Below are 21,171 nucleotides of genomic sequence, written 5' to 3' on the forward strand. Positions count from 1 at the left end.
ATGGAGCTCGGGTAGTGTGCGTTCTATGGACAGCGTAGAGGTTCGCTTCCGGCCTGCTGAGGAAACGAATCGCGGCTTCCTCGGGCGCATGTTCGAGCTGACGGAGACCGGCGAGCGCACCGCAGCAGGAGGCGCCTGGCTGCGCGCCTTCGCCGCTGACGAGCCGGGCTATGGGTTCGTCGAGGAGCGCTTTTCGGAGCTGGCCATCGCCCTGCTCCCCGAATTCACCGGCCGAGGGCTTGGGCCCCGGCTCCTTCGCGAGACTCTGCGGCATGCGGAAGCCATGGGCCTGCCCGGGGTGAGCCTCTCTGTGGAGGTGGGCAACGACCGAGCCCTGCAGACCTACGAGAGGAACGGGTTTCGCCACATGGGGCTCCACGCGTCCGGCGGCGCGCACACCATGCTCTACACCCGGGAGGCCTGATCTCGGCCTGACCCGATCAGGAGGTCGGCTCGAATGCAGTCCGCACCACAGCAGCAACCTTCTCCACCGTGGAGTCATCCAGCTCATCGAGGTACCAGGCGCATGGGCGGAGGGCGGTTCGGGATTCCCGCTCAACGTGCGCGTGCTCGGACAGGCCGAGCGTCATGACGCCGTCGTCGAGCCGGAAGAACACCACGACCGGCGTGCTCCGCCCAGTGGCATAGCCGGGCATGCCGTACCAGAGGCGAGGCTTGAGCTTTGGACCGGCGCTGATGATCGTCTCGTGAAGCCGCGCGCCGATCTCCGCATAGGGGTAGGCATGCTGTGAATCTTGCTGAGGACAGCCTGCAGATCCTTCTCGGCTTTGTCCGTCTTGGGTGTGGACATGGCAATCAGCCCTTCTCTCGCGCCGCATTCGCGGCATGGTGAACACAACAGCCCCAGTCAGGGGCGGTTGCGCAATCTCCACCGCGGACGTGTCCTGACCCATGCCAGTCCTCTCCGCGAATGTGTCAGACGAGCACTTCGTCATCGACTGCGCGAGGGCGCCGGAAGCGCCGCTTCAAGAATATCAGGGGCACCTGAGGGGAGAGATCAGTCACACGGCTTGCAACTCTACCCTTACGTGAGGTTAGGGTTACTGGAGGTCGCGTGGGCCATGACCCGCTCGAACCGATTCCTTATTGTTGGCGCGCACTGCGGCGCGCACCCTCAGATCCTGACCCGGGCACTCCCGTGCCCATGAGAACGAACGGAGATCCATGGCCGCTTCCACCGTCGCGCCGGACGCCGACATGTCACCCGAAGAGCGCCAGTCCGTTCTGCGCACGATTCGATCCCCGCGTCTGCTCAAGACCGAGATCCTGGCCGGGCTCGTCGTCGCCCTGGCGCTCATCCCTGAGGCCATAGCGTTCTCACTGATCGCTGGCGTCGACCCGCGCATCGGCCTTTTCGCATCCTTCACCATGGCGGTCTCCATCGCCTTCCTCGGAGGTCGGTAAGCGATGATCTCCGCGGCGACCGCAGCCACTGCGCTTGTCGTCGCACCTCTTGTGGAGAGCCACGGCCTGGACTATTTCATCGCCGCAGTGATTCTGGCCGGTGTCTTTCAGGTCATCATGGGGCTGATCGGCGTAGCCAAGATCATGCGATTCATCCCCGCTCGGTGATGGTCGGCTTCGTCAACGCACTGGCCATTCTGATCTTCACCTCCCAGTTTCCCGATCTGATCGGGGTCCCGTGGCTGGTCTACCCGATGGTCGCCTTCGGACTGGTCGTCATCTACCTTCTGCCGCGCATCACCAAGGTGGTGCCCCCGCCGTTGGTGGCGATCGTGCTGCTGACCGTGATCGGCGTGGTCTTCGCGCTCAATGTGCCCACCGTGGGGGACAAGGGTGAGCTGCCTCAGTCGATCCCCGAGCTGTTCATCCCCAACGTGCCGCTCACAGTGGAGACGTTCCAGATCATCGCTCCCTACGCACTGGGCATGGCTGCCGTCGGTCTCCTGGAATCCCTGATGACGGCCAAGCTGGTCGATGATGTCACCGACACTCGGTCCGGAAAAGTCCGTGAATCCTGGGGTCAGGGCGCTGCGAACATCATCAGCGGATTCTTCGGCGGCATGGGCGGCTGCGCGATGGTCGGCCAGACCATGATCAACGTCAAAGCCTCCGGGGCGCGCACCCGCATATCGACCTTCTGCGCCGGACTCTTCGTGCTCATCCTCGCCGTCGCACTCGGCGACATCGTGGCGATGATTCCGATGGCCGCGTTGGTCGCGGTGATGATCTTCGTCTCTATCGCAACCTTCGACTGGCACAGCATCAAGCCTTCCACCCTGAAGATGATGCCCAAGTCTGAGACGTCGGTCATGGTCATCACCGTCGTAGCGACTGTGTGGACCCACAACCTCGCCATCGGCGTTGGTCTCGGCGTGCTGGCTGCGATGGTCCTCTTCGCTCGCCGAGTCGCCCACCTGGTCACTGTCGACCGCCGGATCGAGCGCCACTTCGACGAGGACATCGCAAAGTATGAGGTGGTGGGTGAGCTGTTCTTCGCCTCCTCAAACGACCTCTACACCCAGTTCAACTACGCCGAGGACCCCGAGCACGTCGTGATCGACATGTACAGCTCCCACGTCTGGGACGCCTCCACGGTGGCGTCATTGGACGCCGTCACCGAGAAGTACGCCAAATACGGCAAGCGCGTAGAGATCTCTGGCCTGAACCGAGCCAGCGCGGCACTCCATGAGCGCATGGCCGGAAAGCTCGGCGCAGGACACTGATCAGTTCCGCGTCCCTGTCGTGTGCTTCTTCAGCACGGAGCGCAGCAGCTTGAGGGCGCAGAGCTCCGTCTGGGCCAGTATCTCGAGCGGCTCGCCGGAGAAGTGGTGGAGCTCCGTCTCTATGGTGCCGGAGACGCCTGCGGCCAGCCACGTCGTCCCGGGGCCTGGCCCTCCTGCTGATCAGGGCCATGGCGCCGCTCGCCGAGACTCCCGCGTCGGTGCCGAACAGGCTGGTGACCCCTTCGACCATGCTGACAACGGCCTCGCGCGAAATCACTGGTCCTTCCGGGACCCCAGGACCCGGTGCTTGGCGTCCGAGTGGTAGGCCACCACTCCTCCGGCGAACCAGTCGCCGGAGCCTTTGGCGGCCGCACACTGATTGGCGATCTTGCCGCCGGTCAGCGATTCGGCCACGGCCACGGTCAGCTCCCACTCGGCGAGGACCGCTCCGACGTCAGCGACGACCTCGGATGCTTCCGCCTCCAGGCGCTCCACGCTTTGCATGACCGTGACCTCCTATACGAGTTGAATCCCCGGGCTGGGCGCCGCACTTCGCGCGAGCGCGCAGACGTACGCGCCCAGTGCCAGCCTAACGACGTGGGCTCCCCGGTGATTCCCCGGTCCCGCACGAACCAGAAGCAGGCCAACGTGCTTCACATCACATTTCTAATGTAACAACTGGTACATTGCGTCCATGCGCACCTCGATCGCCACTGTCTGCCTCTCCGGGAGCCTCACGGAGAAGCTCCATGCCTGTGCTGCCGCAGGCTTCGACGGAGTGGAAGTCATGGATACAGACCTCACCGTCGCCTATGAGTCGCCGGAGGAGATACGGGCGCTCAGCGAACGCCTCGGCCTGGCCATCTATATGTTCCAGCCCCTCCGCGACATCGAGGGTGTCGAGCCGGAGCTGTTCGTCGACAATCTGCGGCGGGCAGAGGCTAAGTTCGAGCTGATGCGTCGTCTCGGGACCGACCTGGTCCTGGTCTGCAGCAACGCAGGCACAGCCACAGTGGACGATGACGCCGAGGCCGCCTCCCAGTTGGGCCGTCTCGCGGACCTCGCCGCCCAGTACGGCATTCGCATCGCCTACGAGGCCCTCGCATGGGGCCGGTTCGTCAACGACTACCGACATGCGTGGCGATTGGTCACGATGGCGGACCGGCCGAACCTGGGCACCTGCCTCGACAGCTTCCACATCCTGGCCCGAGGCCACGACCCGTCCCAGATCGAAGAGATCGACGGGAGAAGATCTTCTTCCTCCAGCTGGCGGACGCACCTCTGCTCGATATGGACGTCCTCTCCTGGAGCAGGCACCATCGCCTCTTTCCCGGCGAGGGAGGGTTCCGGCTCACCGCACTGCTCGGCCACGTCCTGCGCGCTTAGCTACACCGGCCCCATCTCCCTGGAGGTCTTCAACGATACCTACCGGCAGACCGACGTGCGGAGCACCGCGGCCCACGCCAGGCGCTCGCTGACCTGGCTGGCTGACCAAGCATCAGCCGCCCATGGGTGGGACGCGGACCGGCTGCCGGAGGTCCCCAGCCCCAGTCCGTCGACTTCGCCGAGATCACGGGTGCTGACCTCACCGCTCTGGACGAGACCCTCCATCATCTGGGCTTCACCTTCCGGGGCACGCATCAGACCAAGCCGGTCCGCCTGTGGTCTTGGGGCGATGCGCGCATCATCCTCAACGAGCAGAGCCATGGGGCGGAGCCGCAGCTCAGCGGGATCGGGATGACGGTCCGCGACGTGGAGGCAGTGATGGCTCGCGGGCTTGCCCTGGGGGCCGAGCGCGGATTCCGACGCACCTACACCGGCGAATACGACCTCAAGGCGCTGAAGGCACCCGACGGTACCCACATCTTCATGAACGATGTGCTTAGGCCGAGGACAGCTGGGTCCCCGAGTTCCGCGGGGGCAGGCGGAGCAGCGCTCGGATGCTCAGGTGGACCACATCAACCTCTCCTACCGGTGGCACGACTTCGAGGAGGCGGTCCTGTTCTTCCGCAGCGTCCTGGGCCTGGGCACAGACAAGGGCGAGAACGTGGCAGGACCCGAGGGCTGGTGCGCAGCCAAGTGATGCATACCGCTGACAAGATCCTGCGGCTGCCCCTGAACCTTGCACCGCCGACCGCAGCGATGCCGCCCCGGCACATCGCGGTGCGCTGCCGGGGATCCTCGAGGTGGCTCAGCGCGCACGAGAGAATGGCCTGTCGTTCCTGGGCGTGCCCGACAACTACTACCGAGACCTCCACGCGCGAACGGGGCTCGATCCGGAGTTCCTCGACAGGCTTCAGGACCTGGACCTGCTGTACGACGAGGACCACGACGGCGCCTTCATCCACTTCTACACGCGCACCTTCGGCGGCCTGTTCCTGGAGATGGTGGAACGGGTCGGCCAGTACGACGGGTACGGAGCCGTCAACGCACCCGTGCGCCTGGCAGCCCAGCGCGAGCCTCAGCACCCCGGCTGAGCGCCCCGCAGGACCCCATCCGCTGGCCCAGGGTGACCTTTGACACCGTATGTACCAGACAGTACATTATGAATATCTTGTGATTCAGCCCACATTCGAAGCATCGGAGGTCCCGTGTCGGACTCACCCCAGACGTCTCCCCGGACACGTCTCGCAGCCGTCCGCTGACGCGCAGGCTCCACGACGCCATCACACGCGTCGAGCTGGCCTTCGGCGCCGGCATGCTGCTCGTCATCCTCGTCCTGGTCTTCGCCCAGGCCGCCCAGCGGCACCTGCCGGTGACCGCCGCCGCATGGACCGGCGAAGTCTCCCGCTTCGGACTGGCGTGGCTGACGCTGGGACTGGCAGGAGTTCTGATCACCCTGCGCGGGCACATCACCCTCGAAGTGCTGGACATCGTGCCCAAGCCGCAGTTCGTGCGCTTCGTGCAGGCCTTCGCCCTGGTGGTCACAGCCGTCATCGCCGCCGGGCTGGCGCGAGAGGCCTTCGCCCTGGTCCAGAGCCAGGGGCGCTGCGATCCCCGTGCTGCGCATGCCGATGTCCTGGTTCTACCTCCCCGTGCTCCTGGGCATGGTCAGCACGGTCATCCGATCCGCGCTGGGGGCCTGGACGGTGCTGCGCCACGGGCCATACGTCTCCGCCTCAGCCGCCGATACGGCCTCGTCTCAAGGCAAGGAGCAGATCGCATGAGCCTCCTGCTTCTCGGGGTCGGCATCGCCGTCCTGCTGCTGCTGAGGGTGCCGGTCGCGTTCGCCTTCCTCGGCCCGTCTCTGGCCTACATGCTGCTGACCGGCCAATCCACCGGCACCAGCCTGCGCCAGGTGACCGATGCGACGCAGAGCTTCCCTCTGCTCGCCGTCCCGCTGTTCGTCTTCCTCGGCTCCCTGGCGAACCACGCCGGACTCGCGGACAAGCTGTTCAGGTTCGCGCTGGCTGCTCTGGCCAAAGTGCGGGGAAATCTGGGGTACGTGACCGTGGGCGGCAGCGTCGGCTTCTCCTGGATGTCCGGCTCTGCGGTGGCCGACGCGGCCGCACTGGGCAAGGTCAAATACCTGCCATGCTTCGCAACGGATACTCACGCCGCTTCGCCACTGGCCTCTCCGCGTCGTCGTCGCTGATCGCGCCCATCATGCCCCCGTCCATCCCCGCAGTGATCTACGCCGGCTTGGCCGCGGCCTCCACCGGCGCGCTCTTTGCCGCCTCTGTGGTGCCGCGCTTCTGATGGCGGTCGGACTGTGCGTCGTGGTCTTCATCATGGTGCGGCGCCAGCTGGCCTGAAGGCCGGACGCTTCGACCGCGCCGAACTGCTGGCGTCCGTCAAAGGGGTGCTCCTGCTTACGCTCACCCCTGTGATCATCCTCGGAGGAATCCTCGGAGGCCTCTTCACACCCACCGAAGCAGTAAGCGTCGCCGTGGTCTACGTGCTCCTGATAGCCGTGGGCACGCGTTCGCTGAGCTGGAGCGGCTTTCGAGCATCAGTGCGCGAGACGGTCATCACCACCGCGGGCATCATGCTCATCGTGGCCGCCGCCGCGCTGCTGGGGCACATCCTTGCGCGGGAGCGTCTCCCCAGATGCTCACCGAGCTGCTCTTCGGGCTCACCGAGTCGCCCATCGTCTTCCTGCTGCTGATCTCTCTGCTCATGCTGATCCTCGGAACGGTGGTGGACTCCACCGCGATCCTCGTGCTGGTGGTTCCCATCCTGCTCCCGATTGCGTCCCAGTACGGCATCGATCCGATCAATCTCGGCGTGGTCCTCATCATGTCGCTGATGATCGGCCTGCTGACTCCGCCGGTGGGCACTGCGCTCTTCGTCACCGCCGCCGTATCGGACACACGGGTGGGTGAGGTGTTCCGAGGCGCAGTCCCGTTCGCCCTTCCTGCTGTCGTGGTCCTGCTGCTGGTGATCCTCATTCCCGACGTTATTCTGTTCCTTCCGGAGGTCCTGGACCTATGAGCCCTGCCCTGCTTGATCGAAGCATCCTCGGGGCTCATCGGCTACGGCGTCCGGCCGTCGATGACGCCGCCCCTCCACGAGCTCGAAGGCCAGCGGCACGGCCTGCGCTACGTGTACCGCCCTATCGAGTTTCCCCGTCCGAGGACGCCCCGAATCGCCTCGCGAGCATGCTCAAGATGTGCCGCGATCTGGGCTTCGACGGCCTGAACATCACGTTCCCCGCAAAGCAGATCGTCATCCCGCTGCTCGACGAGCTGGCGCTAACCGCTCGCATGGTCGGGGCCGTGAACACCGTCACCTTTGCCGAAGACGGGCGCACCGTCGGCCACAACACGGACGTCACCGGATTCCGGGCCTCCCTCGAGGACTCGCTTCAGGGCCGCCCCTGCGGACGCTCTGTGCTCGTAGGGTAAGCGGCGCCGGGTCGGCCGTCGCCCACGCGCTGGTCACCCACGGCGCCGAGCAGCTCACGATCGTCGATGTCGATCGGACAAAGTCTGAGGAGGTCGCCTCCAGCCTGAGGCGCGCCCACGGATTCGACGCCGCGGCGGCGACCCTCGAGGAGCTCCCGCCCTCATCCGGGCTGCGGACGGCGTGGTGAACGCCACACCACTGGGAATGGCCCATCATCCGGGCACCCCTTCGATCCCATGCTGCTCGACCAGCGGCACTGGGTGGCCGACGTGGTCTACCGCCCCGTCGACACGGAGCTCCTTCATCACGCCGATGCTCGAGGAGCCTTCACCATCTCGGGCCTCGGCATGGCCATGCACCAAGCCGCAGAGGCTTTCGAAATCATCACAGGAGAGTCGGCCGACCGGGCAGCCATGCTCAACGACCTCCATGACATGGTCGCCGCCGAGGCGATCAGAGACCGTGCAACGACGCACTGACTGAAAGGAACGGGACAATGCGCCCCTCGCAGCACCCTCACAGCAGCACCCGCACCACCCGCCCGAAGCGCACCCTGGTAAGCGCAGCCGCGGTCATTCCGCTGCTGGCCCTCAGCGCCTGCGGCGACGACGCTGACTCCGACTCCGAGGCTGTCACGCTCACCCTGGCCCACAGCTACAACGAGGGCCAGCCCATGGTCGACTGCGGAGTCGCCACCATCGAGGATGAGGTCAACGGAGCCGACGCGGGCATCACCATCGATACCTACGGTTCGTCCTCACTCGGCGGGGACAGCGACCGGATCGCGGACGTCGCCTCCGGGGACATCGACATCGACATCCAAGGGGCCTCGGCGCTCGGGGCGGTCTACGAGCCCATCAGCGTCTTCGACGCCGCATACGCCTTCGACGATGCGGAGCACCTGAGAGCCTTCATGGACAGCAGCGCCTCAGAGGACGTCATCGCTGACTTCCGCGACACCACGGGCATCCACACCCTGGGCGCGTGGTCCGCGGGATCCCGTCACTTCACCGCTAACGATCCCATCCGGGAGCCGGATGACCTCTCAGGGCTGCAGATTCGCTTCCCGGGATCGCCCCAGTACCTCATGAACGCTCAGGCCCTGGGCGCGAACGCGACGGAGGTCGCCTTCGAGGAGATCTACCTGTCCCTCCAGCAGGGCGCGGTCGACGGGCAGGAGAACCCCACCAACATCATCGCGGCCGACAACATCGACGAGGTGCAGGACTACGTGAGCCTCACCGCGCATCAGCAGAACACCAACCTCGTCATCATCGGCGAGGTGTGGGACGAGCTGAACGACGAGCAGCAGCAGGTCCTCACGGACTCCGTCGAAATGGCCGTGGACCAGGTCGCTGAGTGCATCGCCGATCAGGAGGAGGAGATCCTGGACGAATGGCGCAGCGAAGGCTCCCCTGAGGTCGTCGAGGATGTGGACCTCGACGCTTTCCGCGAGCAGGCGTTCGACTACTTCGAGGAGAACTTTGACGACGAGTCCCTGACCGTCTTCGAATCGATCCGGGGCGAAGCAGAGTAGAGAGCGAGCACACCGACGCGCTGCGGGCGCCCGGCGGCTCTGCCCCGGGCGTCCGCAGCATGCCAGTAAGGTGACGTCATGGTCCATGGCAACGAAAGGCTTCGGGACGCGGAGCAGACACGCGCTGAGGTGCTGGCCGTTGCCACCGGCGTCTTCGCTGAGATGGGCTACTCAGGAGCCCGAGTGGATGAGATTGCTGACCGCACTCGCACCACCAAACGCATGATCTATTACTACTTCGGGGGCAAGGAGCAGCTGTACCTGGCTGTCCTGGAGAATGCGTACCGGGGCATACGGCAGGCTGAGCAGAGCCTCGACGTGGGCGACCTCCCCCGACCGATGCGCTGCGCCGGCTGGCTCACCTGACCTTCGACCACCACCTGGAGAACGTCGACTTCGTCCGCCTCGTGGCCATCGAGAACATCCACCGAGGCGAATCGATCCGCAAGATCAAGGCCGTCCAGGAGATGGGCCGCCCAGCTGTGGCGCTGCTGGAGGAGATCATTGGACGGGGTCACCGCGAGAAGGTCTTCCGCGAGGATGTCACCGCACTGGACACGCACCTGCTGATCAGCTCCTACTGCGTGTTCCAGATCGCCAACCAGCACACGTTCAGCCACCTCTTCGATGCTGATTTCGCCTCGCCGGAGCGCCGCAGCCAGATGCGAAGCCTCATCGGCGATGCCGTCCTCGCCTGGGCCCGCCTCTGATCGTGGGAAAAGGCCGCAGAGCGGCCTTTTGTGTGGCATAGATCACTTTTTCGGCATTTCTGGTAGGCTGTCGTGTGCCGTCCTTCCGCATGATGGCAACGAAGCAGCGCCATGCGCCCTCTCTTCTGCGGTGCACCCGTGCACATGGGCAGCCCTTACTATGAGCCGGGCGCGACCCTGGTAGTCGCGTGAGAACTGCCTGGATAAATACTGAAACGTCGGCTCAGGCTGCCTTGGGTACACATACGGAAGGAACGAATGGAAAACTCGTCGCCCATTCTGAGCACCCCGGCGGTGCTCCTGCTCCTCGGAGCGTTCTACGGCGTCACGCTCTATGTGGCGCTGCGGATCCGCAGAAAGAAGGAGAACGCGGACGCGTACATGACGGTAAACAACAGCGTCGGCTTCGGCATCGCCGCCGCGAGCATGACGGCCACCTGGATCTGGGCCTCATCGATGTACGCCTCTGCCACCTCCGGCTACACCTACGGAATCTCCGGCCCCATCCACTACGGCCTCTGGGGCGCCTTCATGATCCTCTTCATCTACCCTTTCGGCCGCCGCATTCGGCAGGTCGCCCCGCGTGCCCACACCCTGGCCGAGGTGATGCGGGCCCGTCACGGCAGCTCGAGTCAGCTGATGCTCGCTAAGCTCCAACGTGGTGGGCAGCCTCATCTCCTGATGAGCAACCTGGTGGTAAACGGCGCGCTCATCGCCCTGTTCTCCCCGCTGTCCTTCGTGCAGGGTGTGCTCCTGGTCGCCACCGGTGTGCTGCTCTACACCTTCTGGTCCGGGTTCCGCGCCTCCGCCCTGACCGACTTCATGCAGGTGCTGGCCATGATGCTCCTGGTGGGCCTCATCATTCCGATCATCTTCTTCGCCGCGGGCTTCCCCGGCGCCTTCGAGGCTCCGGAGAACCTGACGCCGCAGCAGTCCAACTTCTTCTCGTCCACGGCGTTCATGGAGCAGGGGCGCCGTACATCGCGGCCGTGCTGGCCTACGCCATCGGCAACCAGACCATCGCCCAGCGCCTCTTCGCTGTGCGCGAGGACCTGATCAAGCCGACCTTCATCACCGCCACCATCGGCTACGGCGGCATGGTCATCGGCGTGGGCATGCTCGGAGTGCTGGCCCTCTACCTCGGCATGGAGCCGCTGGATGGAGACTCGAACAACATCATTCCGCAGATGGCGGCTGAGTATCTGCCCACCGTTCTGGTGGCGCTGTTCCTGATCATGATCGTCGGCGCACTGTCCTCCACCGCCGACTCCGACCTCTCCGCACTGTCCTCCATCGTGATGGCGGACATCTACGGGCAGAACATCGCCTCCCGCCGCAAGGTCAACCCCAAGGTGATGCTGATGGTGGGCCGGGTGACCATGATTGTGGCCACCACCGCCGCGGTGGTGCTGGCGGGCATGCAGCTAGACATCCTCGACATGCTCGTCTTTGTGGGCGCTCTGTGGGGTGCGCTGGTCTTCCCGGTGATCGCCAGCTTCTACTGGCAGAAGATCACCAACGCCGGGTTCGTGGTGGCCGTCGTCGTCGCCCTGGCCGTCTTCATTCCGGTCCGCTTCGAGTGGCTGCCCGATGCTCTCCCCATCACCCTTGCTGTGGACGTCCTCGCCGCCCTCGGTGCGGGTGTGATTCTGGGACTGATGGCCTTCGGCTTCTTCGGGATGCGCGTCGGCCAGATCACGGGCGTCGTGACCGCTGCGGCGACGCTGCCGTTCGCCATCGGCTCGCTGCATGAGTTCACCGTGCTGAGCGCCTCGTTGGTGGCCTATTCGGTGAGCACACTGATTGTGCTGGCCATGTGCCTGCCCAACAGCAGGACCTTCGACTTCGCTTCGATCAGGGACCGCGTCGGCAACTTCGACGAGGCCCCATCATCGATGGCCGCGGAGGAACGCCCTGAAGCGGCCCATGCGGCTTCCACTGCGAATGCACCCGGAAAGGAGGCTTGATCATGGAGACCCTGCTGATGACCATCTATGTCCTCATGTGGCCAGTAGTAGTTCTCGGCGTCTTCGCCGTACTCGTGCGCGGATTCGTCAAGGACTGGCGCCAAGCCCGCCAAGAGGGCCGAAGCATCATCTGACCGGTCCCGCTGTATGCGTGTGGGCTCCTGGACTGAGGATCGGTCCAGGAGCCCACACGTCTGTTCGGTGCCCAGCCTCCGAGGAGGAGCCCTCAGTAGGCTCGTTCGACCGGCCGACGATCACAGGAGAAGTATGAGGATGAGCTCGAATGGGGTGCTGGCGGCAAGCCTGACGGCCCTCGCCGTGGTGGTTGCCACGATCGCCGCGTTCTTCGGCAGCGGGGCGCTGGGGGCACTCCGATCGACGAGGCCGCAGGAGGCGCGCTCTCTGCCGATGCCACTCCGCTGGCCCCCGCAGGCCCGGCGTTCAGCATCTGGAGCGTCATCTACACCGGGCTCGTGGCGTACGCGATCTATCAGCTGCTGCCGTCTCCGCGGCGCACCGCCCGGCACGTCTCGCTGCGGCCGTGGGCTGCGGCCTCGGCTCTGCTCAACGCGGCGTGGATCTGGGCAGTGCAGTTGGGAAGCGTCACGGCCAGCGTGGTGGTGATCGTCCTGCTTCTTGCTGTCCTGGTGCGGATTCTTGTTCTGCTGGTAGGAACGCGCTCCGGCAGCTGGCTCGATCTTCTCGTGACCGACGGAACGTTCGGCCTGTACCTGGGGTGGGTGTGCGTCGCCACCGTGGCGAACATTGCCGCGTGGGTTGCCACGTGGGGTTGGCCAGTTTCCGGGCTGGGAGTGGGCCGCTGGGGCTGTCGCCTTCGTCGCAGCAGGCATAGGCATTGCTTTGGCCACGTGGGCTCGAGGACGCATCGCGCCGTCGTTGGCGATCGCCTGGGGGCTGGGGTGGATCGCTGTGGGTCGTACAGGCGGCTCCCTGGAGTCGCCCGTGGTCGTTTGGAGCGCTTAGCCTCGCCTCGGCGGCAGTGCTGATCGCGACGGTGCTGCTCCGCATACGACGCACATCCCGGGACACCAGGACGGTGACCCACTGAGGCCGCAGCCCCATTCAGCCTTGAGGTTCAGGAGTCAGGGCTCGGCTCGCTGCAGAGGTCTCCACCGGGAGGCTCCCTGTGAGAGCGGCCTGCTGGCCACCGCATCGAGGACCAGAGAACGCCTCCAAGCACCAGAACGCCGCCGAAGAGTTGCAACCAGGTCGGAGCTTGGCCGAGCACCGCCCAGGCAGCCAGTATGCCGACGACCGGGACCAGCATGGAGAAGGGCGCGACCACTCCGGCTGGGTGCCGCCGCATGAGCCATACCCAGATGCCGGAGCCGAGAATGGTGCCGAAGAGCATGGTGTAGACCAATCCGCCCCACCCGGGCAATGCCTGCATGCTCCACGACGCAGCGACAGCGCCCGCTATCTGCTCCGGCCCCTCGACCAGCAGGGAGACGGTAAAGAGGGGCAGCGGCGGCACCACGGTCATCCACATCACCAGGGCGAGGGGCGGTCTGTCTGTGCCTGTCGGGACGCCAGGTTCCCCAATGCCCACCCGAAGGCGCCGAGGACCACCAGGAGGAATGGAGCCCAGCCGTCGATGCTTCCCCGGGAGAGGCCGACGATGAGCAGGCCGCTGACTGCGACTGCGATGCCCAGGGCCCGGCGTCCAGTGATGCTCTCGCGCAGCAGCAGCGCTCCCATCAGCACGGTGAAGGGCGCTGAGGCCTGCAGCACCAGTGAGGCCAGGCCAGCGGGAATCCGGCCGCCATTCCCAGATAGAGGCCGAAAAACTGCAGGGTGCCGAATCCGAGTCCGTAGCCCAGGAGGTACCTGACTCTGGCCCCTGGCCAGGGACGAACAGCAGAGCGGGGAGGGCCAGGAGCCCAAAGCGCAGCCCTGCCAGGAACAGGGGCGGGAAGTGCTCCAGGGAGAAATGAATGGCGATGAAGTTCAGGCCCCACATGGTGACCACAGTCAGAGCGAGCAGGATATGGCGAAGCGGCACCTCAGTATCATGGCGGAGGTGACTCAGTAGGTCTACTGATTGTTCGTTAAGTGTCTCTGTAGTCTTCCTACATGGAGGTTCGCCATCTTGAGCTGCTGAGGGACATCTCCCGGCGAGGAAGTCTGGCAGCGGTAGCCGCTGCTACTCACCGCACGCCCTCGGCGCTGTCGCAGCAGCTGCGCACTGCTGAGCGCGACATGGGAGCCAAGCTGGTGGAGCCGGATTCCAGAGGGATCCGCCTCACGGCAGCTTACCAACTGCTGGCTGACGGCGCTGAGGATATTCTTCAGCGGATCGCTGAGCTGCAGGCACGGTTGGATGAATCCTCCGGCGCTCCCCGCGGAACGGTCAGGATCGGCACGCTGCCCAGTGCCGCGAGAGCCTGATTCCGCCCCTGTTCGCCGAGTTGGCCGACACCGAGATTCAGCTGGAGCTCGATGATTTCGATCTCGCTGAGGAAGATTTCGCCGCACAGGCTCTGGATGCTGACATCGTGATCGGCCACAGTGTGACGGGGACGCGCCAGCAGGTGCCTCAGATCTGGTCAGCACTCTGCTGATGCGAGAGCCGCTGGATATTGCTGTGCCTGAGAAGCACCCTTTGGCGGCCCTGAACAGTCTGAGCCCTGATGACGTCAGCCGCTTCGCGTGGGTCGGGGTCCCAGCACGGTACCCCTTCGATTCGATCCCGGTTGCTGTTGAGCAGGTGACCGGACGCAGCATCCGACGAACTGTCAGGCTGCGGGACAACCGTTTGGTCCAATCACTGGTGGTCGCGGGGCAGGGCATTGCTCTGCTTCCACGGTTCACCACCCGCCCGCATCGCGGGATGGTTCTGCGGCCCCTCACCGGGATTCGCTCTGAACGGGCCATCGTGGCTCTGAGCCGCCCTGATCGGTATGCGCGATCAGCAGTCCAAGAGGTGACGGGTAGGCTCGTCGGCATCGGCAAGCAGATTGCGTCAGGCGTCCCTCCCTCAGCAGCAGTCCCCACTGCTTGATGGTGCGGATCACATAGTTCATCGGCCTCGGGCGCCGGTATGGAGCCTCCCGACAGGGTCGCAGCTGCCCACCCAAAGATGCCCCGTGCCGCGCTCTCATTCTTGCCCAGTGGCTCGGGGCTGCGCCATGAGGAAGACGACAGTATTCCCCCTTGCGGCTGCGGTCAGTATGCCTATCACCAGGATCAGCTGGAGGAGACCTGTCGCGAAGTAGAGTCCCTGCAGCCATGAGAACCCTCAATGAGGACGGTTTCAACGAAGATCCAGATGACCATAGAGCACCCGGCGACAGCGACCCAAAGCGGAGCCGAGCTCTGTCGCGCGATGGTGAGCACTGCAGCCACCAGCTGGGTGCCGCCGACAATCACGACCAGAATGATGCCAGGCCAGAGAAAGGAGTCGAAGGAACTATTGGAGAGCATCGACGCTGGCATCCCGAGCCCCCGGTGAGGGCGATCGCAACACCCCGCAACAGCCGTGACTGCGTTGAAGAGTGTGACGCCAACGGTAATACGCCAAGCAAGCCTTATCAGCGCGAGGGTTTTCATCGTGACCTCGTATCCCTGGGAGTCAGTGGACTTTGCGAAACCAGCTCGCCTGGTCGGGGTCACTAGTCAACGCGCTTCAAGGCGTCTGCGAAAGGGTCAAAAGGCCCTCTGCTGCCTCCGAACTCCATAGTTCCACCGGAGTCTTTGGCCGAACGTCTCCGCTGTCGCGATAGCGCATGTCAGTGCATGCTGTGAGGAATCGACTCTTGCCGAGGGCACGTGTGACCTCTGGCCCGGGGAGTAAGTGCCGGAGCAGCGTGAGCGGAGAATGCGAGAACGACACTAGCCCTGTGCTTGTTGACGCGATCGCGCCCATACGCGAAAGAGCCCCTCTCCAACTAAAGAGAGGGGCTCTGATCGGGTGCTTCTATCTGTGGAGCCTGGGATACTCGAACTCCTGACACCCTGCTTGCAAAGCATCTCCGGATAGCGCATTCCATTAGTCAGAGGAGGTTAGAAGAATGCTGTGTCGTACCTGGGGCGCACGGCTCAAATTAATCGCTTGTGCGACGCATTCCTCCGCGTCGAGAGGGATACTGCCGACCAAGTGAGTTACTACATGCTCGCTGCTGTCGCTGGCATGTTCGATCAACATGCAGCGTTGGCGCGTCCTCGTTGTGGAGATGACAAATGGGCATCACTCTGCGACTGCTCAACCTCTTAAAGGCTACCTACGGGTGTAACCGGTTAAGGTAGTTACATGATCCTCGATCCATCGAGTGGGCAGTGGTTCATTGCGCACGACGGGCAGCGCTGGTGGTTTGACTCGGGCTCTGTTGCTTTCGATTTTGCGTACACGGGCGGCTTCCCAGGCCCTGCAGATTGGGAGCACTGGCACAAGCCGGAGGATCTCGCGACGTGGTGGCGCGAGAGATTTGAGGCCGACGTGCCGGTAAGTGCATCGAACTATGGTCGAGCACGTGAGCTTCGGCACGCGATAGCTGAGTCGGTGTTCGCGGTCTCCCAGAACCATCGAGTTCCCGAAGAGGCTGTGTCTTTGATCAATGAGTGGGCGGCACGCCCAGACGTGCCGCCTCAGCTCTGCAAAGAGCCGCCAGTTACTTCCGATCGGCTGCTCGCCACGATTGCGCGGGCTGCCGTCAGTGCTCTCCGCCAGTCTGAACGAGTGCGCGTTTGCCGTGCTGGCGACTGTGCAGTGATGTACCTGGACACTTCACGTTCGGGGAATCGCGCGTGGTGCTCCATGCAACGATGTGGCAACCGCCACAAGATACGGGCACTGCGCGCACGTGGAGACACCTCCCGTGTAAGGACTGATTCTGAACACCCACCTCGACAGGAGATCAGCTCATGACCCTCACTCACCTCAACCCCGCATCTCTGCACACCAACCCTGCCTTCTCTCAGGGTGTGCTGGTGACAGGCGGTTCGCTGCTCGTCGTCGGAGGACAGAACGGCACCGATAAGGAGGGGCAACTCGTCTCCTCGGACCTGGGGGACCAGACGAAGCAGGCTCTCCGGAACGTTCTAGCGGTGCTCGCCGAGGCAGGGGCGGACGCGAGCCATGTCGCCCGACTCGGTGTATACCTTGCCGCTGGGGCTGACGCTGGGGTAAGCTACGCCTCGGCGTTCGACATCTGGGGTGCGAACCCCGCCGCGGTCACGGTCCTCACCGTTCACTCCTTCGCGCGGCCCGGCGTTCTGGTGGAGATCGAAGCGCTGGCTCTTGTACCGGAGACGCTATGACAATGAGAAGACCGGTCCAGCAGATGCCAGACGATATATCGGCAGTCCTCACCGAACGCCGGCTGCGCGATGCATACGACGATCGTCCGGCTTACCAGCGCAACGACTACCTCGCATGGGTTGGTGGGGCAAAGCGCCCCGAGACGCGAGAGAAGCGAATCACGCAGATGCTGAACGAATTGCAGAAGGGCGGGATCTATATGGGGATGCGACACAGGCCATCCGACCGATGATTCGCGTGCTCCGGCGACAAGGATCACTGGCGTCGCACCATGGGGTGGCTCAGACCAGACACGAAAGAGCCCCTCTCCAACTGGGGAGAGGGGCTCTGACCTGGGGTTTTGCTATTTTCGCGTCCAATGCGGGCGATAATCCGCATCCAACCAAACTGTGGAGCCTAGGAGACTCGAACTCCTGACATCCTGCTTGCAAAGCAGGCGCTCTACCAACTGAGCTAAGGCCCCGTACTGGTGCTGGCATGAGCACCGGGTATTCAGTTTTGCTTATCCACCGTATCAGTAGCGTCAGCCCAGATACTGCGGTTCTTCTCATTCTTGCGCCACTCGCGGTAAGCGAGCGCGTAAACTGCAGCCGCGGCTGCCACAATCAGTTTCTTCAAGTGGGCGTACGAGGACTTGAACCTCGGACCTCATCGTTATCAGCGATGCGCTCTAACCGCCTGAGCTATACGCCCCTTTTCCTTATTCGCCCTCTGGGCGACCACTACACGTTACACCAGCTCGGTCCGCGCCCACAAATTCTGCGGCCGCCAACCCAGGCGTCGACTCAGTCGTCCGTCAGCGTGACGCCCACGCCGCCGACCAGGGAGGCGCTGAAGTTGTACAGCACCGCGGCCAGCATGGACAGCAGCGTCAGCAGCACTACGTTCACCACTGAGATGATCGTCGCGAATGACGCCACCTGTCCCACACTCACAATCTCCTCGATCTGGAATCCAAGACCCCCGGCCTCAGCCCCGAGGACCTGCTCGCCGAGCTCATTGACCCGGTCGAAGATGCCCGTGACGTCCATGGCCGTCCAGATGGTCACAGCACAGACCACCATCATGATGCCCATGGCCACCGACAGCAGGAAGCTCATCTTCAGCACTGACCACGGGTCCACCCGTGACACCAGCAGGCGGGCCTTGCGCACCTTCGCCTTAGGCGTAGGCCGAACCAGCTGCGGCTGCGGACGCTGCCCGGCGCGCGGCTGGGGGCGTGCACCGCCCTGAGGACGCGGAGCCGCACCTGACTGGGGCCGCGGTGCGGCCTGCGGACGGGCTCCAGCGGACTGGGGCCGCGGCGCCTACTTCGTCGCACTGGTCTCCTGGACGGAGGATGCCCGCGGGCGCGGGGCGGGGAACCGGCTCGTCGACGGGTTGTTGCCGCCGGTGCCGTCCGGGGTTTCGCTCACGGGAGACCTCCATCTTGAGTCCCATAGGTCATGATCGAGAGACCACGGTACTGCATAGTCCTAACGCTCCTGCCCAGCAGGTTCAGCCTGTCCCTGAGATTCTTCGCCGTCGCCCTCAGCGGCCTCGTCCTCAGCAGCCTCACCGGCCGCCTCAAGCGCGGCACCTGCGGCCTTGGCCACCTTCAGGATCCGGTCCTTCTTCCTGGGCTTGGCGAAGATCACACCCATGGTGTCGCGTCCTCGTGCTTAAGCACGCCGCTGGCGGGTGATCGGACCACGTTGCCGGAGGCCATGACCACAAGCACCTCGTCGTCCTCCTCGACCACCATGGCGCCGACCAGGTTGCCGCGCTCCTCAGCGAACTTGCCCACCTTGATGCCCAGTCCGCCGCGGCCCTGCACGCGATAGTCGTTCACGTCCGTGCGCTTGGCGAACCCACCTCGGTCACCGTCAGAACGAAGGAGCTAAGCCGTGACCACATCGGCGGTCAGCAGCTCGTCGTCCTCACGGAACTTCATGCCCGTCACACCGGAAGTGGCGCGGCCCATCGGCCGAAGGGCCTCGTCCGACGCCGTGAACCGCAGGGACTGACCCTTGCGGGAGACGAGCATCAGATCGTCCTCAGCGGAGACGAGCTTGGCCGAGACCAGCTCATCGTCCTCGCGAAGGTTGATGGCGATGACTCCCGCCTGGCGGGGAGTGTCGTAGTCGGTCAGCTTGGTCTTCTTGACCAGGCCGCCCTTCGTGGCGAGCACCAGGTAGTCCGCGTCGTCATAGTTCTTCAGCGTCAGCACACCGGCAATGTGCTCGTCAGGCTGGAAGGCGACGATGTTGGCCACGTGCTGGCCCTTGGAGTCACGCCCGGCCTCCACCAGCTCGTAGCACTTGGTCCGGTAGACCCGTCCGAGGTTCGTGAAGAACAGGATCCAGTGGTGCGTGGTGGTGACGAAGAAGTGCTCGACCACGTCGTCCGCCCGCAGCTGCGCTCCGCGCACCCCCACACCGCCGCGGTGCTGTGCGCGATAGTTGTCGATCCGGGTCCTCTTGACGTACCCGTCCCGGGTGACGGAGACCACCACGTCCTCTTCAGGGATGAGGTCCTCCATGGACATGTCGCCGTCGTACCCGCGCAGAATGTGGGTGCGCCGCTCGTCGCCGAACTTGTCGACGATGGCCTCGAGCTCCTCACCGATGACCTGACGCTGCCGATCCTCGCTCGCGAGGATCTCCTTGTACTCAGCGATGAGGCGCATCAGCTCGTCGTACTCATCCTGCAGACGCTGGCGCTCCAGGCCGACCAGGCGGCGGAGCTGCATGTCGACGATGGCCGTCGCCTGCTCGTCGTCGATGTCGAGGAGCTGCTTCAGCCCTCACGGGCCTCCTCGACGTTGGCCGAGGCCCGAATCGTCTCAATCACCCGGTCGATCTCGTCCAGCGCCTTGAGCAGGCCCACCTTGATGTGCGCCTCCCGCTCAGCCTTGCCCAGGCGGAACTTCGTGCGACGGACGATGACCTCGATCTGGTGCATCACCCAGTGGTGGATGAACGCGTCCAGGCTCAGAGTCCGGGGCACACCGTCCACGAGGGCCAGCATGTTCGCGGAGAAGTTCTCCTGCAGGCTGGTGTGCTTGTAGAGGTTGTTCAGCACCACCTTCGCGACCGCGTCGCGCTTGAGCACCACAACCAGCCGCTGTCCGGTGCGGCCGGAGGACTCGTCGCGGATCTCCGCGATCCCGCCGACCTTGCCATCGCGCACCAGGTCAGCGATCTTCTCCGCGAGCTTGTCAGGATTGACGTGGTACGGAAGCTCAGTGACCACCAGGCACGTGCGGCCCTGAAGCTCCTCGACGCTGACCACTGCCCGCATCGTGATCGAACCGCGACCGGTCCGGTAGGCGTCCTCGATCCCTCGGATGCCGAGAATCTGCGCGCCCGTGGGGAAGTCAGGCCCCTTGATGCGCTCCAGCAGCGCCTCCAGCAGCTCCTCGCGGCTGGCCTGCGGGTTCTGCAGGTACCAGTGCACACCGTCGGCGAGCTCGCGCAGGTTGTGCGGCGGGATGTTGGTGGCCATGCCGACCGCGATGCCGGAGGAGCCGTTGGCCAGCAGGTTGGGGATCCGGCTGGTCAGGACCACCGGCTCCTGCTGCTTGCCGTCGTAGTTGTCCTGGAAGTCCACGGTGTCTTCGTGGATGTCCCGGACCATCTCCATGGCCAGCTGCGCCATCTTGGTCTCGGTGTATCGAGGCGCCGCTGCCCCATCGTTGCCCGGCGAGCCGAAGTTCCCTGACCGGCCGCCAGCGGGTAGCGCATCACCCAGTCCTGAATGAGCCGGACGAGCGCATCGTAGATCGCCATGTCGCCGTGCGGGTGGTAAGAGCCCATCACGTCGCCGACCACGCGGGCGCACTTGTTGAAGGAGCGGTCCGGGCGGAAGCCCCGTCGTACATCGCGTACAGGACGCGCCGATGAACAGGCTTCAGCCCGTCGCGCACGTCCGGCAGGGCACGGCCGACGATGACGGCCATGGCGTAGTCCAGGTAGGACCGCTTCATCTCCGTCTGGAGATCCACCTGCTCGATGCGGTCCGTCTCGACGATGGTGCCCTCCAGGGGCGCCGCGCTTTCGCGCTGCTGCCCTGCTTCGTTCTGGGGGTTCTCTGGGGTGTCAGTCATATGTCTGTGTGCTCTTTCTTCAGCGCAGTCTCAGGA

At 64.5% G+C, this 21,171-nt stretch carries 22 protein-coding genes, 2 tRNA genes and 8 pseudogenes; 21 read left to right on the forward strand and 11 right to left on the reverse strand.

The annotated features are described in order from the left end of the window. Window positions 1-25 precede the first annotated feature (25 nt). Window positions 26-424: a GNAT family N-acetyltransferase gene (locus K0H76_RS01595; protein ID WP_258934226.1), complete on the forward strand. Its 399-nt coding sequence runs from the start codon at window positions 26-28 to the stop codon at window positions 422-424. 16 nt (window positions 425-440) lie between these two features. On the opposite strand, the gene K0H76_RS01600 is transcribed toward K0H76_RS01595, so the two are convergent. Further along, window positions 441-656, reverse strand: coding sequence for a hypothetical protein (locus tag K0H76_RS01600; RefSeq protein ID WP_258934227.1), 216 nt, complete (start codon window positions 654-656; stop codon window positions 441-443). A 529-nt stretch (window positions 657-1,185) separates the two neighbouring features. On the opposite strand from K0H76_RS01600, the pseudogene K0H76_RS01605 reads away from it, so the two are divergent. Next, window positions 1,186-2,708, forward strand: a pseudogene (locus K0H76_RS01605) (SulP family inorganic anion transporter). Window positions 2,709-2,981: 273 nt separating this feature from the next. Here K0H76_RS01605 and K0H76_RS01610 read toward each other — a convergent pair. Next, complete coding sequence (locus K0H76_RS01610; protein WP_258934228.1) at window positions 2,982-3,212, reverse strand: CinA family protein; 231 nt, start codon at window positions 3,210-3,212, stop codon at window positions 2,982-2,984. Window positions 3,213-3,495: 283 nt separating this feature from the next. On the opposite strand from K0H76_RS01610, the pseudogene K0H76_RS01615 reads away from it, so the two are divergent. The 14 genes and pseudogenes from K0H76_RS01615 to K0H76_RS01680 all read left to right on the forward strand — a co-directional run. Further along, window positions 3,496-4,137 (forward strand): annotated as a pseudogene (locus K0H76_RS01615) (sugar phosphate isomerase/epimerase); the annotation flags it as partial. Between the two features lie 83 nt (window positions 4,138-4,220). Then, window positions 4,221-4,526, forward strand: a pseudogene (locus tag K0H76_RS01620) (hypothetical protein); the annotation flags it as partial. A 130-nt stretch (window positions 4,527-4,656) separates the two neighbouring features. Further along, complete coding sequence (locus K0H76_RS01625; RefSeq protein ID WP_258935513.1) at window positions 4,657-4,791, forward strand: hypothetical protein; 135 nt, start codon at window positions 4,657-4,659, stop codon at window positions 4,789-4,791. Window positions 4,792-4,894: 103 nt separating this feature from the next. After that, window positions 4,895-5,185: a hypothetical protein gene (locus K0H76_RS01630; RefSeq protein WP_258935514.1), complete on the forward strand. Its 291-nt coding sequence runs from the start codon at window positions 4,895-4,897 to the stop codon at window positions 5,183-5,185. 221 nt (window positions 5,186-5,406) lie between these two features. Continuing rightward, window positions 5,407-6,407: pseudogene (locus K0H76_RS01635) on the forward strand (TRAP transporter large permease subunit). Window positions 6,408-6,510: 103 nt separating this feature from the next. Continuing rightward, window positions 6,511-7,142 (forward strand): annotated as a pseudogene (locus tag K0H76_RS01640) (TRAP transporter large permease subunit). A 60-nt stretch (window positions 7,143-7,202) separates the two neighbouring features. After that, the gene (locus K0H76_RS01645) at window positions 7,203-7,349 is read left to right on the forward strand and encodes a hypothetical protein (protein ID WP_258935300.1); all 147 of its coding nucleotides are present in this window, start codon (window positions 7,203-7,205) and stop codon (window positions 7,347-7,349) included. After that, complete coding sequence (locus tag K0H76_RS01650; protein WP_258934229.1) at window positions 7,310-7,555, forward strand: hypothetical protein; 246 nt, start codon at window positions 7,310-7,312, stop codon at window positions 7,553-7,555. Before K0H76_RS01645 ends, K0H76_RS01650 begins: the two co-directional genes overlap by 40 nt. A gap of 237 nt (window positions 7,556-7,792) precedes the next feature. Beyond that, window positions 7,793-8,035: a hypothetical protein gene (locus tag K0H76_RS01655; protein WP_258934230.1), complete on the forward strand. Its 243-nt coding sequence runs from the start codon at window positions 7,793-7,795 to the stop codon at window positions 8,033-8,035. 17 nt (window positions 8,036-8,052) lie between these two features. Continuing rightward, on the forward strand, window positions 8,053-9,093 hold the full coding sequence (locus K0H76_RS01660; protein ID WP_258934231.1) for a DctP family TRAP transporter solute-binding subunit: 1,041 nt from the start codon (window positions 8,053-8,055) through the stop codon (window positions 9,091-9,093). A 78-nt stretch (window positions 9,094-9,171) separates the two neighbouring features. After that, window positions 9,172-9,459, forward strand: a complete 288-nt coding sequence (locus tag K0H76_RS01665) for a TetR/AcrR family transcriptional regulator (RefSeq protein WP_258934232.1) — start codon at window positions 9,172-9,174, stop codon at window positions 9,457-9,459. Between the two features lie 14 nt (window positions 9,460-9,473). Next, window positions 9,474-9,803 carry a hypothetical protein gene (locus K0H76_RS01670; protein WP_258935301.1) on the forward strand — a complete coding sequence of 110 codons (330 nt, stop codon included), beginning with the start codon at window positions 9,474-9,476 and terminating at the stop codon, window positions 9,801-9,803. A 258-nt stretch (window positions 9,804-10,061) separates the two neighbouring features. Further along, window positions 10,062-11,770 (forward strand): annotated as a pseudogene (locus K0H76_RS01675) (sodium:solute symporter family protein). A 2-nt stretch (window positions 11,771-11,772) separates the two neighbouring features. Continuing rightward, window positions 11,773-11,904, forward strand: a complete 132-nt coding sequence (locus K0H76_RS01680) for a putative transporter small subunit (RefSeq protein ID WP_210410160.1) — start codon at window positions 11,773-11,775, stop codon at window positions 11,902-11,904. A 356-nt stretch (window positions 11,905-12,260) separates the two neighbouring features. On the opposite strand, the gene K0H76_RS01685 is transcribed toward K0H76_RS01680, so the two are convergent. From K0H76_RS01685 to K0H76_RS01695, 3 genes are all read right to left on the reverse strand, one after another. Further along, a complete protein-coding gene (locus K0H76_RS01685; protein WP_258934233.1) occupies window positions 12,261-12,554 on the reverse strand; it encodes a hypothetical protein in 294 nt (97 codons plus the stop codon). A 312-nt stretch (window positions 12,555-12,866) separates the two neighbouring features. Then, window positions 12,867-13,280 carry an EamA family transporter gene (locus K0H76_RS01690; RefSeq protein WP_258934234.1) on the reverse strand — a complete coding sequence of 138 codons (414 nt, stop codon included), beginning with the start codon at window positions 13,278-13,280 and terminating at the stop codon, window positions 12,867-12,869. After that, on the reverse strand, window positions 13,280-13,522 hold the full coding sequence (locus K0H76_RS01695; RefSeq protein ID WP_258934235.1) for a hypothetical protein: 243 nt from the start codon (window positions 13,520-13,522) through the stop codon (window positions 13,280-13,282). The genes K0H76_RS01690 and K0H76_RS01695 overlap by 1 nt, the downstream gene beginning before the upstream one ends. A gap of 342 nt (window positions 13,523-13,864) precedes the next feature. Between K0H76_RS01695 and K0H76_RS01700 the strand changes: the two genes are divergently transcribed. The 3 genes from K0H76_RS01700 to K0H76_RS01710 are packed head-to-tail and all read left to right on the forward strand — an operon-like array spanning window position 13,865 to window position 14,792. Then, window positions 13,865-14,179 (forward strand): LysR family transcriptional regulator, encoded by a 315-nt coding sequence (locus tag K0H76_RS01700; protein WP_258934236.1) that lies wholly within the window; start codon window positions 13,865-13,867, stop codon window positions 14,177-14,179. Between the two features lie 20 nt (window positions 14,180-14,199). Continuing rightward, window positions 14,200-14,352, forward strand: a complete 153-nt coding sequence (locus K0H76_RS01705) for a hypothetical protein (protein ID WP_258934237.1) — start codon at window positions 14,200-14,202, stop codon at window positions 14,350-14,352. Continuing rightward, window positions 14,352-14,792: a substrate-binding domain-containing protein gene (locus K0H76_RS01710; RefSeq protein WP_258934238.1), complete on the forward strand. Its 441-nt coding sequence runs from the start codon at window positions 14,352-14,354 to the stop codon at window positions 14,790-14,792. Before K0H76_RS01705 ends, K0H76_RS01710 begins: the two co-directional genes overlap by 1 nt. Window positions 14,793-14,977: 185 nt before the next feature. Here K0H76_RS01710 and K0H76_RS01715 read toward each other — a convergent pair whose 3' ends face one another. Continuing rightward, the gene (locus K0H76_RS01715) at window positions 14,978-15,340 is read right to left on the reverse strand and encodes a hypothetical protein (RefSeq protein ID WP_258934239.1); all 363 of its coding nucleotides are present in this window, start codon (window positions 15,338-15,340) and stop codon (window positions 14,978-14,980) included. A 1,311-nt stretch (window positions 15,341-16,651) separates the two neighbouring features. Here K0H76_RS01715 and K0H76_RS01720 point away from each other — a divergent pair. Beyond that, window positions 16,652-17,047 carry a RidA family protein gene (locus K0H76_RS01720; protein ID WP_258934240.1) on the forward strand — a complete coding sequence of 132 codons (396 nt, stop codon included), beginning with the start codon at window positions 16,652-16,654 and terminating at the stop codon, window positions 17,045-17,047. 23 nt (window positions 17,048-17,070) lie between these two features. Beyond that, the gene (locus K0H76_RS01725) at window positions 17,071-17,280 is read left to right on the forward strand and encodes a YdeI/OmpD-associated family protein (protein ID WP_258934241.1); all 210 of its coding nucleotides are present in this window, start codon (window positions 17,071-17,073) and stop codon (window positions 17,278-17,280) included. Window positions 17,281-17,438: 158 nt separating this feature from the next. On the opposite strand, the gene K0H76_RS01730 is transcribed toward K0H76_RS01725, so the two are convergent. The 5 genes and pseudogenes from K0H76_RS01730 to gyrA form a co-directional block, all read right to left on the reverse strand. Continuing rightward, a tRNA-Ala gene (locus K0H76_RS01730) sits at window positions 17,439-17,511 on the reverse strand. A gap of 29 nt (window positions 17,512-17,540) precedes the next feature. Continuing rightward, window positions 17,541-17,651: a DLW-39 family protein gene (locus K0H76_RS01735; RefSeq protein ID WP_258935302.1), complete on the reverse strand. Its 111-nt coding sequence runs from the start codon at window positions 17,649-17,651 to the stop codon at window positions 17,541-17,543. Window positions 17,652-17,667: 16 nt separating this feature from the next. Beyond that, window positions 17,668-17,741 (reverse strand) — tRNA-Ile (locus K0H76_RS01740). Window positions 17,742-17,833: 92 nt separating this feature from the next. After that, window positions 17,834-18,286: pseudogene (locus K0H76_RS01745) on the reverse strand (DUF3566 domain-containing protein); the annotation flags it as partial. 237 nt (window positions 18,287-18,523) lie between these two features. Next, a pseudogene (gyrA, locus tag K0H76_RS01750) lies at window positions 18,524-21,135 on the reverse strand (DNA gyrase subunit A). Window positions 21,136-21,171: the final 36 nt, after the last annotated feature.

The sequence above is a fragment of the Nesterenkonia pannonica genome (assembly GCF_019575955.1).
In the GTDB taxonomy this organism is placed as follows: Bacteria; Actinomycetota; Actinomycetes; order Actinomycetales; family Micrococcaceae; genus Nesterenkonia; species Nesterenkonia pannonica.

Bases quoted from the DNA above. Each gene is read 5' to 3' on its own strand.
- K0H76_RS01710 (WP_258934238.1), top strand. From the start codon at position 14,352: ATGCGAGAGCCGCTGGATATTGCTGTGCCTGAGAAGCACCCTTTGGCG.
- K0H76_RS01650 (WP_258934229.1), top strand. From the start codon at position 7,310: ATGCTCAAGATGTGCCGCGATCTGGGCTTCGACGGCCTGAACATCACG.
- K0H76_RS01655 (WP_258934230.1), top strand. From the start codon at position 7,793: ATGCTGCTCGACCAGCGGCACTGGGTGGCCGACGTGGTCTACCGCCCC.
- K0H76_RS01600 (WP_258934227.1), bottom strand. From the start codon at position 656: ATGCCCGGCTATGCCACTGGGCGGAGCACGCCGGTCGTGGTGTTCTTC.
- K0H76_RS01665 (WP_258934232.1), top strand. From the start codon at position 9,172: ATGGTCCATGGCAACGAAAGGCTTCGGGACGCGGAGCAGACACGCGCT.
- K0H76_RS01725 (WP_258934241.1), top strand. From the start codon at position 17,071: ATGCCAGACGATATATCGGCAGTCCTCACCGAACGCCGGCTGCGCGAT.
- K0H76_RS01715 (WP_258934239.1), bottom strand. From the start codon at position 15,340: ATGAAAACCCTCGCGCTGATAAGGCTTGCTTGGCGTATTACCGTTGGC.
- K0H76_RS01610 (WP_258934228.1), bottom strand. From the start codon at position 3,212: ATGCAAAGCGTGGAGCGCCTGGAGGCGGAAGCATCCGAGGTCGTCGCT.
- K0H76_RS01720 (WP_258934240.1), top strand. From the start codon at position 16,652: ATGACCCTCACTCACCTCAACCCCGCATCTCTGCACACCAACCCTGCC.
- K0H76_RS01690 (WP_258934234.1), bottom strand. From the start codon at position 13,280: ATGTGGATGACCGTGGTGCCGCCGCTGCCCCTCTTTACCGTCTCCCTG.
- K0H76_RS01660 (WP_258934231.1), top strand. From the start codon at position 8,053: ATGCGCCCCTCGCAGCACCCTCACAGCAGCACCCGCACCACCCGCCCG.
- K0H76_RS01700 (WP_258934236.1), top strand. From the start codon at position 13,865: ATGGAGGTTCGCCATCTTGAGCTGCTGAGGGACATCTCCCGGCGAGGA.
- K0H76_RS01595 (WP_258934226.1), top strand. From the start codon at position 26: ATGGACAGCGTAGAGGTTCGCTTCCGGCCTGCTGAGGAAACGAATCGC.
- K0H76_RS01645 (WP_258935300.1), top strand. From the start codon at position 7,203: ATGACGCCGCCCCTCCACGAGCTCGAAGGCCAGCGGCACGGCCTGCGC.
- K0H76_RS01680 (WP_210410160.1), top strand. From the start codon at position 11,773: ATGGAGACCCTGCTGATGACCATCTATGTCCTCATGTGGCCAGTAGTA.